The organism is Evansella vedderi, from assembly GCF_030813435.1.
GTDB classification, from domain to species: Bacteria; Bacillota; Bacilli; order Bacillales; family Salisediminibacteriaceae; genus Evansella; species Evansella vedderi.
On record NZ_JAUSUG010000031.1, the window covers coordinates 1 to 13,173 of the forward strand.

Consider the following 13,173-nt stretch of genomic DNA (forward strand, 5'->3'; position numbering starts at 1 on the left):
TCCTGTAGCGAAAATCAACATCAAAGTTAATAAATCAAATTTTTTAACGGTATAACTATTATTCTGAGAGTGTTTGCTTTTTTAAAAAGTGAATTATGAAATTCATTCACTTAATAAGGAATCGAAAAAGAGACAGATTAGAATTCTGTCTCTCCTGAAAATACAAATCAGGTTTTCATTCGCTACGGTCCGCTCGCTTTCCGTGGGTGACCTGCCAAGCCTCCTCGCCATTCTCCCACAGGAGTCTCACGGACCTTCGCTCATTCCTATGCTGCTGACTTAAATTTTAATTCTCCATGGTGCGAATTAATATTGGCATGGAGGTCTTCCCAGAAAAAAGTTTATTGTGACATTTGTCCGCCATTACCTTGTGAATAAGGCATTTGGCTTTGATACCCTGAATATTGTTGATACGATTGATTTAGCGATTGTTGTTGTTCAGCATCAAAGCTATACCAGCCCTTTTCAAACATTAAATTAAATAGGTCTCTTTGGCACTGTTGTGTTTCAGTGAAAATTTGTTGTAAGTCAGAATAAAGTGCTTGGTGGCTTGCCTCATTCAATGCCACTGAATAAGAACCAGTCATGTGCTTTTCAGTTGTAAGCATATCATTAATATAATCACGATCTGTCATTTGTGGAGTTTGAGGTACTTGAGTCTTTGGGTTTTTAATTTTTTGAGATTGCTGCTGTTGTCCTTGGTTTTGCATTTGATTATTATTCATGTTTGTTCCTCCTTTCCTATTGCGTCGGCAATTGCTGAACTTGGTTTTGCTGATTTAAGTGATTAAGTATTGTTTGGTAATGGGCATAATGCATTTTTCCAGCTTGCTCTAATGCTTGGGCAATTTGTTGGTCCGTGCATTGTTGCGCAAAGAAATGTGCTTTTTTCATGGCAAGTAAATTCCAAGATAGCATATCATTAATATACAAATGATCCTTTGTTGTGACTACATTAGGGGGTTGCTGCATAATATTCTGTTGCTGCTGACCTTGCTGCCCTGCACTTTGTTGTTGTTGCATTTGGTATTCCTCCTTTATACATAAGCTTGAAATCATTTGGATCCTTTTTAGTGTTCTCTTTGTAATGGGGAGTATACAAAGATCCATTATGAAAAAACGAGTACTTTCTGTTAGAAACCTAGCTTTGTAGGGAAGGAAGCAATTTTTGAACATCTTGTGACAAAGTATTTGTTAGTAAACAGATTGAAAACACTACTGACAGAATTCCCGTTCCATTCATAAAAAAATAAATTTTCAGTTAATACTGTTGCAACATCGAATAAAATTATATATAGTAAAAGATGTAAACATTTCGTGACATAATAATTTCGCATGTGGTGCAAAATTTTTTTACCCTAAAAATGAATGAGTATTCATTCAAATGAAGAAGGAGGTTTATCATGGCGAGGAGAATCAGAAAAGTTGCTGTATTGGGATCAGGAGTTATGGGCTCTGGTATCGCTGCACATTTAGCAAATGTGGGAATTCCTACGCTGTTATTGGACATCGTCCCAGAACTAACGGACTCGGAAAAAAATAAGGGGTTAACGCTAGACAACCCTGCTGTAAGAAACCAACTAGCTGTAGAGGCCATCCAAAAACTGAAGAAACAAAAACCTGCTCCCTTAGCAAAAAAAGAAAATGTGGACCTCATTGAGGTAGGGAACATGGAAGATGACATGAAACGCCTTTTTGAAGTCGACTGGGTCATCGAAGTGGTTGTAGAAAACCTTGAAATCAAAAAGAAAGTATATGAACAAGTAGATAAATACCGAAAAGAAGGGACCATCGTCAGCTCCAACACCTCTGGTATATCCATAGAAGCAATGGCGGAAGGACGTTCGGAAGATTTCCGAAAGCATTTTTTAGGGACTCATTTTTTTAATCCACCTAGATACTTAAAGCTATTAGAGGTAATTCGTACGAAAGATACATCGGATGAAGTGTTCAACTTTATGAGAACATTCGGAGAAGATGTTTTAGGAAAAGGTGTTGTTGAAGCGAAGGACACTCCTAACTTTATTGCTAACCGAATTGGAACATATGGCCTCCTAATTACGGTAAGGGAAATGTTAAAACGGGGCTACTCTGTAGGTGAGGTTGATTCTGTTACAGGACCAGCGCTAGGGAGACCGAAAAGTGCTACTTTCCGCACCCTTGACGTGGTAGGGCTAGATACATTTTTACATGTAGCTAAAAATGTTTACGACCAAGTGGAAGGGGAAGAAAAGGGAGTTTTTGACCCACCGGCATTCATGAAGCAAATGGCGGAAAAAGGGTGGCTTGGTAGTAAATCAGGGCAGGGATTTTATTATAAGAAGAAAACGGAAAAAGGCAGTGAGATTTTAGAGCTTGACTTTGAAACGATGGAGTACGTGGAAAGAAGGAAATTAAAGGCTCCATCCGTTCAACGTAGTAAGCAGGCAAAATCAAGATCCGATAAAATGAAAGCGCTTGTATATGCTGATGACCGTGCCGGGGAATTAGTTTGGAACATCTTAAAACCGGTTCTCCTATATACCGCAGAAAAATATGCAGAAGTAGCGGACTCTATCCGGTCCGTGGACTTAGCCATGAAGTGGGGTTTTGGCTGGGAGTTAGGTCCATTTGAAACATGGGATGCCATCGGTGTAAAAAAGTCCGTTAAACGGATGGAGGATGAAGGGGAGACGGTACCAGCTTGGGTAAAGGAAATGCTAGATAACGGGTTTACTAGTTTTTATCAGTCATTTGACGAATACTATGAATCTGGTAAGTACGTAAAAGGAGAGATCAACCCGAAAGTCATTTATTTAAAGGCAGTTAAAAAAACGGATAACGGTGTGATTATGAAAAATGCGGGGGCATCCCTTATTGATATTGGTGATGATGTTGCTTGTCTTGAATTCACATCACCGAATAACTCCATTGGCCTTGACGTTATGCAAATGATCAATAAATCCATTGATGAGGTTGAAAAGAACTATCGAGGTCTCGTTATTAATAACCAAGGGAAAAATTTCTGTGTTGGTGCTAACTTAATGATGATCCTTATGGAAGCACAAGATATGAATTTCCCGGAGATTGATCTTGTGGTCCGGCAATTTCAAAAATCCATGGCAAAAATTCGGTATGCTTCTAAACCAGTTGTCTCTGCCCCCTTTGCCATGACCTTAGGTGGTGGAACAGAAATTTGCTTACCTTCTGCTAGCATTCAGGCGTCCCTTGAAACGTATATGGGATTAGTGGAAGTTGGCGTCGGCCTTATTCCTGGTGGGGGAGGAAATAAAGAGCTTTATTTACGTCAAATTCAACGTTTACCTGAAGGAGCACAAATCAATCTGCAAGCCATTGCCAACCAAGTTTTTGAAACAATCGCAACGGCTAAGGTATCCACAAGTGCACAGGAGGCGGAACAACTGGGATTCATACGGCCAGTGGATGGTATCAGTATCAATGGGGATCACTTACTCCACGATGCGAAACAAAAGGTGCTTCATCTTTCAAATCAAGGCTATACCCCACCGAAGCGGGAAAAGATCCCTGTTGTGGGAGAAACGGGATATGCCACGATGCTCTTAGGTGCAAAACAAATGTTCTTGAGCGGCTACGCATCGGAGCATGATATGAAAATCGCCGAAAAGTTAGCCTTTGTTATTGCAGGTGGTAGGGTAGCAAAAGGGACTAAGGTAGATGAACAGTATCTGTTAGATATAGAGCGGGAGGCATTCTTAAGCTTAGTAGGGGAACCGAAATCTCAGCAAAGAATGCAGCACATGCTCATCAAAGGAAAGCCATTACGTAACTAAAGGAGGGGAATTTCTTGAGAGAAGCGGTCATCGTAGCAGGTGCTCGTACACCTGTAGGAAAAGCGAAGAAAGGAACATTAGCCACAGTAAGGCCGGATGACTTAGGGGCTATTACCATAAAAGAAACGTTGAAACGGGCAAACAATTTTGATGCAAGCAGAATCGAGGATGTGATTATCGGCTGTGCCATGCCAGAAGCAGAGCAAGGGATGAACATGGCAAGAAATATTTCTGCCTTAGCTGGGCTTCCCGAATCGGTTCCGGCCATCACCATCAATCGTTATTGCTCTTCCGGTTTACAAAGTATTGCTTATGCAGCCGAGCGTATTATGCTTGGACACTCAAAGGCCATTTTAGCCGGTGGTGCCGAGTCCATGACCATGATTCCAATGGGTGGTCATGTTATAGCACCCAACCCAACCTTAGTTGAAAATGCACCGGAATATTACATGAGTATGGGCCATACGGCGGAAGAGGTAGCAAAACGCTTTGAGGTGTCCCGTACGGATCAAGATGCCTTTGCAGTGGAAAGTCATAAACGGGCAGCGAAAGCTATTGCGGAAGGAAAATTTAAGGATGAGGTCGTACCTGTTCCCGTTACGTTACGGTCCTTTGATGAAAAAAATAAATTGGTGGAAAAGAACATTGTTTTTGATACGGACGAAGGGGTTCGTCCTGATACAACGGTAGAGGCCTTGGCAAAACTACGCCCTGCCTTCCATGTAAAAGGAACGGTTACAGCAGGTAACGCCTCGCAAATGAGCGATGGTGCTGCAACTGTACTGGTAATGGATCGTGAAGAAGCGGAAGCAGACGGTCTCACGCCTTTAGTGAAGTTCAGGTCCTTTACCGTAGCAGGGGTTGCACCAGAAGTTATGGGTATCGGACCTGTGGAAGCTATTCCAAAGGCAGTGAAGCTAGCGGGATTAGAAATATCACATATTGGATTATTTGAATTAAATGAAGCTTTTGCTTCCCAATCGTTGCAAGTGATTCGTCATTTAGGGCTAGACCATGATCGAGTAAATGTTAACGGCGGGGCTATCGCATTAGGTCACCCGTTAGGATGCACCGGAACAAAGCTAACGCTGAGCTTGATCCATGAAATGAAGCGTCGTGGAGAACAATTTGGTGTTGTCACCATGTGTATCGGTGGAGGAATGGGGGCAGCAGGTGTATTTGAGTTAGTCTAGTAAGCTTTGAAAAAAATTATTTAAAGGGGGATTATAACGATGGCGACTCAGGATAAAACCCTAAAGGGTGGCGGCTTTCTATTGGAGGAAGTTTCGGCAGATAAAGTATTTACTCCGGAGGATTTAACGGATGAACACAAGATGATTGCCAAAACAACGGAGGACTTCGTTGTGGAGCAGGTGGTTCCCGAAATTGAAAAAATTGAGGAGCACCAGTTTGATATTTCCGTTCGCTTATTAAAGGAAGCAGGAGAACTTGGATTATTAGGGGCAGATGTTCCTGAGGAGTATGGTGGAATAGGATTAGATAAAATAAGTTCTTCCCTGATAACAGAGAAATTTGCCCTGGCAGGATCTTTTTCCTTATCTCATGGTGCCCATGTGGGGATTGGTACTTTACCGATTGTTTATTTTGGTAATGAGGAGCAAAAGAAAAAGTACCTACCTGGTTTAGCATCTGGTGAGTTGATTGCAGCCTATGCCCTAACGGAACCTAGCTCAGGCTCCGATGCCTTAAGTGCCAAAACAACAGCAAAGCTAAATGATGCTGGTACTCACTATATTTTAAATGGAGAAAAACAGTGGATTACAAACGCTGGCTTCGCCGATGTTTTCGTCGTTTACGCTAAGGTAGACGGAGAGAAATTTACTGCTTTTATCGTAGAAAGGGAGTATGAAGGAGTTTCCACTGGTCCAGAGGAAAAGAAAATGGGTATTAAAGGGTCCTCCACTCGTACATTAATTCTAGAGGATGCCCTCGTTCCAAAGGAAAATGTCCTTGGAGAAATCGGGAAAGGGCATGTTATTGCCTTTAACATTTTGAACATTGGCCGTTGGAAGTTGGGGGTAGGCTGTGTTGGGGGGGCGAAATATGGTATTGAGCTAGCTGCAAAATATGCTAATGAACGAAAGCAATTTAAGCTTCCTATTTCTAAATTTACACTAATTCAAAAGAAGTTAGCAGAAATGGCTGCAAAAACCTATGCAGCGGAAAGTACGATTTACCGCACTGGCGGACTTATTGATACAGCATTTGAAGCTTTATCAACCGAAGAGCAAAGGGATGGTGCAGTGGTAGGGAAAGCCATTAGTGAATATGCCATTGAGTGCTCATTAAATAAAGTATTTGGTTCCGAAGTTTTAGACTTTGTTGCTGACGAAGCAGTTCAAATTCATGGTGGTTATGGATTTATGGCAGAGTACGAAGTGGAAACGATGTATCGTAACTCTCGTATTAACCGTATTTTTGAAGGGACAAACGAAATTAACCGTATGCTCGTGCCAGCGACGATCATGCGCAAAGCAATGAAAGGAGACCTCCCACTCCTTGAACAGGCAGGATCGCTGCAAGAAGAGCTGATGATGATGATGCCACAGCTTGTTGGAGATGAACCATTAGAGCAAGAAAAATATTTACTTGAAAATGCGAAGAAGATCTTTATGTTTGTTGCAGGTACTGCTGTTCAAACACACGGAGAGAAACTTCAAAAGGAACAGGAATTATTGGCAAACATCGCTGACATCGTATCCGATATTTTCAGCATCGAATCCTGTGTACTCCGTACTGAAAAAGCCATTGCTAAGGATGGCTTAGAAAAGGCCAATCAAAAGTTGTTAATGACACAAGTTTTCACACAAGAGGCAATTAATCGTATTGAAGCCATTGCAAAAGAATCACTTGTAGCATTGGAAGAGGGCGATTCCTTACTCACCATGCTTTCTATTCTCAAGAAGCTTACTCGCCATACTCCTGTTAATGTGGTGGCAAAGAAACGAGAAATTGCAGCAAGAATTATCGAAGCAGAAAAGTACGTTGTATAAACCGAAAATTATGCTTAATTGTCATTTGTTATCCAAATTGGGGCACTCCCCTGCCCCAATACAATAATAATCTCCTTTCTAGAAGAAAGGGCATTCTCCTCTCTGTTAGAAGGGAAAGAGTTCCAATTATTATTGGGACTCTTTCCTTTTGGCGGCTTTTAGAATTTTGTAAGCTTGGGAACGTCGTCTGTTTCATCCAAGCCCTATTAATTATTGGTAAACATCCTTTGACATTATTTTCTTGGTATTTATATAAAGGCATGGTTCAAACTAAGCCATTAATAATACTTTAGGAGTGACTTTCTTATGAAAAAGCCTAACAATGAGTTTATTAAGGGCCAAAAGTTTGATGCTGTTGAGGAATTTTCAAGGGAAATTTCTTTAGGGGTTATGGATCCGTTACGAGAAACATATGAAATCTTATCTCCTAAAGATACAGAAGACAAGAATGAAGAGGAATAAGCAGAAAATGTGAAATTAAAGACCAATTATAATATTATCGTAATTGTGGCAATCAAAAATGATTGCCATTAATTTATGAACGAATGAAGGAGGGTTTGAAGAAAAATGAGTTTAACCTTTTATCAATATCCTGCCTGTGGGACATGCCGTAATGCTAAAAAGTGGCTTGATGAACAAGGGATTGATTATGAAGAGATCCATATCGTTAATGATCCCCCATCTAAGGAAAAGCTTAGAGAGTTATATGAAAAAAGTGGGTTAGAGTTAAAAAAGTTTTTTAATACTAGTGGAAAGAAGTATCGTGAGCTAGGAGTAAAGGACAAGATTAAAACAGCCTCTGACGATGAATTGTTGGATTTATTAGCATCTGATGGTATGTTAATTAAACGTCCCATAGTTACTGATGGGAAAAAGGTAACCGTTGGCTTTAAAGAGGAGACGTTTAACGAGGTTTGGAAGTAATATTAATTCATTTAGATAGTTGCCATGCCTTGCCAATTTGTACTATAGTTTAATTGGGAGTATGAAGACGAACTGATTTATACATAATGGATTAATGTGCTAACGTGACATCAGTTCGTATTATTTTTAAGAAGATAAAGATGGAGGGAATCATTAATGAATTTACCTAAGGATTTAAAGTATTCTGAAGAACATGAGTGGGTAAAGGTGGAAGGAGACAAGGTTCGTATTGGTATTACGGATTTTGCTCAATCAGAGCTTGGAGACATTGTATTTGTTGAACTGCCTGAGGTTGGAGATGAAATTGAAGCGGACGAGCCGTTTGGAAGTGTAGAATCTGTAAAAACCGTTTCCGAACTATATGCACCAATTAGTGGTAAAGTAGTAGAAATAAATGAAGACCTAGAAGATTCTCCTGAATTTGTTAACGAGTCTCCATACGAAAAAGCATGGATGATTGTAGTTGAACCTTCCGATGTTTCTGAAGTTGATAAGTTAATGTCGCCAGAAGAATACGAAGCAATGATTAAAGAAGACTAATTATTTGATTAAAAATGCCAAAGGCTATCTAAAACAGCCTTTGGTATTTTTTATTGTTCACAAAATTGTACGGGACCCGGTCCCGCACAATTTTTAGCTTATTTGGTCAAAGTTACCCCTGTCCATTTGATCATACTTAGAGTGAAAAAGGATAAAGCTAAGCATAAAAGAAAGGGGTGGAGAAGATATGGCGAAAGATCAAGATTTCTATGATAACATGGGTGATGATGTGGACCATCCTACTGTGGATCAGAGCTTAGTCAATGATGCAGCAAACCACCAACCTAAAGCAAGAATTGAAATCACAGAGCAAGTTGACCATAGACAAGAGGAAAATGGGGAAACTGGACTTTATTTAGATAAGAAAAAAATCGGTAAGCTTAAAAGCCAAGGTCAGCAGCATATTTATGAAATGGCTGAAGGGTTTGAGCTTGATAACGAAAAAATATATAAAAAACAACCTCAAACCAATAAACAGCAGCCCAAATCATATGTAGAAGGCTGCGATATGGGATGGTGCTAATTTAAGGTATAGGGGAAAGCTGCATGCTCCAAAGGAGGCATGTAGCTTTTTTGATGTAGGTGTTGGTAGTAACTGCAGTAGGGAAAGATGACTACGGGGGAAGTAGCCCTTCAACTTAATACCAATTAACCAACCAACCAAAAAATCCCTAAAATCTCCAACAAATTTTCCTTTTCAAAATCCTTTATTTGGTCTATGATTAATATGGTATTTAGACACTCGAAATATCTAAATTGCATTAATTTTTAAATAAAGTAACAATTTCATGTAATACACTTTGTTTTTTGTTAAGGAAGGTAGGAACCAAATAAATGAGTAAGTTTGTTGGTGAGTGGACGAACCAATTTAAAGGTTACAATAAAAATGTTCGCCTGTTCCTAGTGGGCTCAACGTTCGCCCACGTGGGAATGGGTATATTTATGATTATTTATAATTATTACATTAGGGAGTTAGGCTTTGACGACCAAATGAACGGTTCTGTTATTGCCATGCAATCTATTGCAACGGCACTTTTATTATTACCTGCAGGTATTTTAAGCGATCGTATTGGCCGTAAAAAGTTAATTCTCTTTGGGGCCATCTTTGCGGCCACCAGTTTGTTCCTAAGGGCAGTATTATCGTTGGATATACTACTCCTTGGGACAGCGTTTATGACTGGTATGTTTATGGCCTTTATTCAAGTTTCTTCTATCCCGCTCCTTGCGGAAAATTCTACAGAGAAGCAACGAGTTCATTTATTTAGCTTTAATTTTGCCATCATTATGGTAGCTAATGTCATTGGTAATATTCTTGGGGGAACGTTAAGTGACTTCTTCCAATACATCATTGGAATGAGTGCGTTATGGAGTGTAAGAATAACGTTGCTAGTTGGGGCGGTGTTCTTCTTCCTTGCACTGATACCAATTATTAAAATTCGGGAGGACCGCAAGCTATCAAATAAAAAGGTTCAGGATAAATCCTTTAAAGCACTTTTCAAAACTCATAGAAATGGCTTTAAGATTATATTTCTGTTTGCTGGTGCCCAAATTCTTATTGGGTTTGGTTCGGGATTAGTCATTCCATATTTGAATCTTTATTTTGTGGATCGTTTTGATATTTCACACTCTTTAGTAGGTCTTATCCTTTCTGCAGGCCAGGCAATGACAGCAGTAGCCTTGCTCATTGGACCTGCTGTTGTAAATAAAGTGGGAGAAATTCGAGCTGTTGTTTTTCTCCAATTAGCTTCGATTCCTTTTTTATTACTTACTGCTTATACGCAAAACCTCTATTGGGCAGTATTTGGCTTCTTGTTCCGACAAGCATTAATGAATGCAGGTAACCCTATTCAGATGTCGTTAATGATGCGAATGGTAGATGATTCCATAAAAGGTTTTGCCAATTCCGTAGGGCAGGCCGTCTTTATGCTCGGGTGGGCCGTGATGGGACCAGTCTCAACAACAATTGTAATGGTTTATGGTTCATACACAGGGTATGTGATTGTTTTCTCTATCACTGCTGTTCTATATCTCCTAGGAACCATCTACTTGTATGTTGTCTTTAAAAATAGGATTCCAAAAATAAATGAAAGTAATAGACAAGAAACCGCGGTATAAGAGTTTGTTCAAAAACCGAACTTTTTGAACAGACTCTATAAAAAGAAGGATTCCCCCTACTTGAAGTGGAATAGGTAATGTAAGCAATCAAAGGCGGTGTTTAAAATGCATCAACTCCTATCTTCCACTATCGAAAAAATACGCAAAGCTTCTCACATGCATGAACTATTAGATAAAGCTGATTTAAAGGTATGCTTTATCTGTGAGGAGGAGCAATGGCTTGTACATTTTCAGGGACGAAATGTTCATATTGAATCTAAGTTAGATTCCGTAGGAGATGTGGTCATTGAAGGAAGTTTAGAAGCATTTCGTCTTTTACTCAACGGGGATGACTTTTTATTGTCTATGAAAAAAAGAGGAGAATTGGGCATAAGCGGGAACTTAAAGGATCTATTATTACTAGAGTCCATATTATACCTAAGCAAAGGATCAACCAAAACCTCATTATAAAAGGGTGTTTATGATGGTCAGTAAATGATCAGATTAAACGCCCTCTTTATTTTTTTTCCTGAATATTTTTTTATCGTGGGAAGTCATACTATCAGTGTTCAAGTTTTAATTTGAAGGAGAGTTGACATGGAAAATATGGAAAACCACGGATCAATGATTAGTGAAGCACTTCATGATTATAAGTTAGGTTTAGGTCGTTTTACACAGCAAATGCCTGATATTGCCAGTAAGTACAATGAATTTACTGGTGCTTGCTTTGCAGAAGGTAAATTGACACAAAAGGAAAAGCAGTTGATTGCGTTAGGGATTAGTTTGTACGCACAGGATGAATATTGCATTATTTATCATATGAAGGGCTGCATGGATCACGGATGTACGAAGGAAGAAATATTAGAAGCTGTTGGCGTGACAGGAGCATTTGGAGGCGGGGCCGCAATGAGCCAAGGCGTTACCCTTGTGGAAGAATGCTTCCAGGAATTTAACGGAAAGACCCACTAGATAAAAGGAGGCCACTGAAAAAGTCAATATAAACAGTGGCAATGGCTCCGCGCGTTGCGCGCCTGATATGAGAAACCCAATCATATCAGGCTTCGAAACATTGCAACGGCTCCGCTCATTGCTTCAAGCCCACTGAAAAAGATAAAAAGCGATCTTTTTCAGTGGCTTCTATAAAAGTCAATCCTTTCAAAAGTGGAGCATCTCACAGGAATTGAGGGATATTGTATAGATAGTCGAATTCAATTCTCGTAAGAGTGTGCAATCATTGTATGTTAAAAAATATAACATCATACACATGTTGGTTACCTTAATGACAGATGTTATGATAAAACATGTGATACAAATGAAGGCCAACAATAAAATTTGTTAGTGAATCTAACTCGAGTTGGTCAAAAGACATTTGAAAGGAAAGTGATTTATTATCAGTCAGCAACAGAATTATACGACTGAGATGGAAAAGGCAATGTTTCAATCTCACGGTATAGGTTATGAGGAATATAACCGAAAGTTAGAAAACCGTATGGAAGTGGAACAGAAAAGAGAAAAGGACCATAAGCGTTCTATCAACATAGTTGCACAACACAATCGTTTAGTTCACCCTTAGAATCAAAAGAATGAAATTGGCTGGTATGATACATTCATACTGGCCTTTTGGCTTTTTTAGATAATAATAAAGATGCTAAACGATATTGATTCTCAATTAGATTAAGGAAAAGGAAGCGTATTGAGAATAGACATTAGTATAAATTGGAACCATTAACAGAGAATATTGTTGAAAAATGGGGAGAGTCAATACTTATTTCAAATTAAATGTGAAAGGTGTGTGAATAAAAAAAGGAATAAAATAAAATAATACATAATTTATGAGTTGTTTTAAAGAATTTGGGGAATTTAGAGAGGAAGAAAGAAATGAATGCTTTCCCTTGAACTCATTTTTCATTTAGTATAAGATTAGAATGAGAATAGATTGAGAATGGACTTCCTTGATGATCACCAAATTCAATCTTAGCACGATTATATTATATGATGCAAAATAATGGAGGTATTGGCTATGACTAAACCTAGTTTGAAGGTTGAAGATCTTCATGTTTCTATTGAAGAGAAGGAAATTTTGAAAGGATTTGGAATAGAAGTAAAGGGTGGGGAGATCCACGCTATTATGGGGCCAAACGGTACTGGTAAGTCAACACTTGCTTCTGCACTTATGGGTCACCCTAAATATGAGGTTACTTCAGGGAAAGCATCTCTTAATGGGGAAGACTTATTTGAAATGGAAGTAGATGAGCGAGCTCGCGCAGGGCTATTCCTTGCAATGCAGTATCCAAGTGAAGTGAGCGGTGTTACAAATGCAGACTTCGTTCGTTCCGCAATCAACGCTAACCGTGATGAAGGGGACGAGATTTCTTTAATGAAGTTTATTCGTAGAATGGATGAAAAAATGAAAACATTAGAAATGGATGAGTCTTTCCAGCATCGTTATTTAAACGAAGGATTTTCTGGTGGAGAAAAGAAGCGTAATGAGATTCTTCAATTATTAATGCTAGAGCCTAAAATTGCTATCCTTGATGAGATTGACTCTGGTTTGGACATCGATGCACTGAAAGTAGTTGCAAAGGGAATTAACTCTTTAAAAGGTGACGATTTCGGATGCTTAATCATCACTCACTATCAACGTCTCTTAAATTATATAACGCCTGACTTCGTTCATGTAATGATGCAAGGACGTATTGTTAAATCTGGTGGACCTGAATTAGCTGAGCGATTAGAGGCTGAAGGGTATGACTGGATTAAAGAAGAGCTAGGAATTGAAGACGAAACTGTAGGTCAAGAATAGTAGCGGT

14 protein-coding genes are annotated in these 13,173 nt (G+C 39.3%); 12 read left to right on the forward strand and 2 right to left on the reverse strand.

Going from position 1 to position 13,173, the window contains the following annotated elements:
- Positions 1 to 341: 341 nt before the first annotated feature.
- Together J2S74_RS24725 and J2S74_RS24730 are read right to left on the reverse strand one after the other, a co-directional pair.
- Positions 342 to 725 carry a spore coat protein gene (locus J2S74_RS24725; RefSeq protein WP_307331590.1) on the reverse strand — a complete coding sequence of 128 codons (384 nt, stop codon included), beginning with the start codon at positions 723 to 725 and terminating at the stop codon, positions 342 to 344.
- Between the two features lie 16 nt (positions 726 to 741).
- On the reverse strand, positions 742 to 1,023 hold the full coding sequence (locus J2S74_RS24730) for a hypothetical protein (protein ID WP_307331591.1): 282 nt from the start codon (positions 1,021 to 1,023) through the stop codon (positions 742 to 744).
- A 380-nt stretch (positions 1,024 to 1,403) separates the two neighbouring features.
- On the opposite strand from J2S74_RS24730, the gene J2S74_RS24735 reads away from it, so the two are divergent.
- The 12 genes from J2S74_RS24735 (at position 1,404) to sufC (ending at position 13,166) form a co-directional block, all read left to right on the forward strand.
- Entirely contained in the window at positions 1,404 to 3,791 is a 2,388-nt protein-coding gene (locus J2S74_RS24735; RefSeq protein WP_307331593.1) for a 3-hydroxyacyl-CoA dehydrogenase/enoyl-CoA hydratase family protein, read from the forward strand.
- 14 nt (positions 3,792 to 3,805) lie between these two features.
- Positions 3,806 to 4,984 carry an acetyl-CoA C-acetyltransferase gene (locus tag J2S74_RS24740; RefSeq protein ID WP_307331595.1) on the forward strand — a complete coding sequence of 393 codons (1,179 nt, stop codon included), beginning with the start codon at positions 3,806 to 3,808 and terminating at the stop codon, positions 4,982 to 4,984.
- Between the two features lie 39 nt (positions 4,985 to 5,023).
- Positions 5,024 to 6,805: an acyl-CoA dehydrogenase FadE gene (locus tag J2S74_RS24745; RefSeq protein WP_307331598.1), complete on the forward strand. Its 1,782-nt coding sequence runs from the start codon at positions 5,024 to 5,026 to the stop codon at positions 6,803 to 6,805.
- Between the two features lie 306 nt (positions 6,806 to 7,111).
- Positions 7,112 to 7,267 (forward strand): hypothetical protein, encoded by a 156-nt coding sequence (locus tag J2S74_RS24750; RefSeq protein WP_307331601.1) that lies wholly within the window; start codon positions 7,112 to 7,114, stop codon positions 7,265 to 7,267.
- A 105-nt stretch (positions 7,268 to 7,372) separates the two neighbouring features.
- A complete protein-coding gene (locus tag J2S74_RS24755; protein ID WP_307331604.1) occupies positions 7,373 to 7,729 on the forward strand; it encodes an arsenate reductase family protein in 357 nt (118 codons plus the stop codon).
- A 156-nt stretch (positions 7,730 to 7,885) separates the two neighbouring features.
- On the forward strand, positions 7,886 to 8,269 hold the full coding sequence (gcvH, locus tag J2S74_RS24760) for a glycine cleavage system protein GcvH (RefSeq protein ID WP_307331606.1): 384 nt from the start codon (positions 7,886 to 7,888) through the stop codon (positions 8,267 to 8,269).
- Positions 8,270 to 8,456: 187 nt separating this feature from the next.
- Positions 8,457 to 8,792, forward strand: a complete 336-nt coding sequence (locus tag J2S74_RS24765; RefSeq protein WP_307331608.1) for a DUF2553 family protein — start codon at positions 8,457 to 8,459, stop codon at positions 8,790 to 8,792.
- Positions 8,793 to 9,103: 311 nt separating this feature from the next.
- Complete coding sequence (locus J2S74_RS24770) at positions 9,104 to 10,384, forward strand: MFS transporter (protein ID WP_307331611.1); 1,281 nt, start codon at positions 9,104 to 9,106, stop codon at positions 10,382 to 10,384.
- A gap of 105 nt (positions 10,385 to 10,489) precedes the next feature.
- Entirely contained in the window at positions 10,490 to 10,834 is a 345-nt protein-coding gene (locus tag J2S74_RS24775; protein WP_307331613.1) for an SCP2 sterol-binding domain-containing protein, read from the forward strand.
- Between the two features lie 126 nt (positions 10,835 to 10,960).
- The gene (locus J2S74_RS24780) at positions 10,961 to 11,332 is read left to right on the forward strand and encodes a carboxymuconolactone decarboxylase family protein (RefSeq protein ID WP_307331616.1); all 372 of its coding nucleotides are present in this window, start codon (positions 10,961 to 10,963) and stop codon (positions 11,330 to 11,332) included.
- Between the two features lie 451 nt (positions 11,333 to 11,783).
- On the forward strand, positions 11,784 to 11,936 hold the full coding sequence (locus J2S74_RS24785) for a YuzK family famiily protein (RefSeq protein ID WP_503128595.1): 153 nt from the start codon (positions 11,784 to 11,786) through the stop codon (positions 11,934 to 11,936).
- Positions 11,937 to 12,383: 447 nt separating this feature from the next.
- Entirely contained in the window at positions 12,384 to 13,166 is a 783-nt protein-coding gene (gene sufC, locus J2S74_RS24790; RefSeq protein WP_307331618.1) for a Fe-S cluster assembly ATPase SufC, read from the forward strand.
- The last annotated feature ends 7 nt before the right edge of the window (positions 13,167 to 13,173 follow it).

Bases quoted from the DNA above. Each gene is read 5' to 3' on its own strand.
- J2S74_RS24725 (WP_307331590.1), bottom strand. From the start codon at position 725: ATGAATAATAATCAAATGCAAAACCAAGGACAACAGCAGCAATCTCAA.
- J2S74_RS24730 (WP_307331591.1), bottom strand. From the start codon at position 1,023: ATGCAACAACAACAAAGTGCAGGGCAGCAAGGTCAGCAGCAACAGAAT.
- J2S74_RS24735 (WP_307331593.1), top strand. From the start codon at position 1,404: ATGGCGAGGAGAATCAGAAAAGTTGCTGTATTGGGATCAGGAGTTATG.
- J2S74_RS24745 (WP_307331598.1), top strand. From the start codon at position 5,024: ATGGCGACTCAGGATAAAACCCTAAAGGGTGGCGGCTTTCTATTGGAG.
- J2S74_RS24750 (WP_307331601.1), top strand. From the start codon at position 7,112: ATGAAAAAGCCTAACAATGAGTTTATTAAGGGCCAAAAGTTTGATGCT.
- J2S74_RS24755 (WP_307331604.1), top strand. From the start codon at position 7,373: ATGAGTTTAACCTTTTATCAATATCCTGCCTGTGGGACATGCCGTAAT.
- gcvH (WP_307331606.1), top strand. From the start codon at position 7,886: ATGAATTTACCTAAGGATTTAAAGTATTCTGAAGAACATGAGTGGGTA.
- J2S74_RS24765 (WP_307331608.1), top strand. From the start codon at position 8,457: ATGGCGAAAGATCAAGATTTCTATGATAACATGGGTGATGATGTGGAC.
- J2S74_RS24770 (WP_307331611.1), top strand. From the start codon at position 9,104: ATGAGTAAGTTTGTTGGTGAGTGGACGAACCAATTTAAAGGTTACAAT.
- J2S74_RS24775 (WP_307331613.1), top strand. From the start codon at position 10,490: ATGCATCAACTCCTATCTTCCACTATCGAAAAAATACGCAAAGCTTCT.
- J2S74_RS24780 (WP_307331616.1), top strand. From the start codon at position 10,961: ATGGAAAATATGGAAAACCACGGATCAATGATTAGTGAAGCACTTCAT.
- J2S74_RS24785 (WP_503128595.1), top strand. From the start codon at position 11,784: ATGGAAAAGGCAATGTTTCAATCTCACGGTATAGGTTATGAGGAATAT.
- sufC (WP_307331618.1), top strand. From the start codon at position 12,384: ATGACTAAACCTAGTTTGAAGGTTGAAGATCTTCATGTTTCTATTGAA.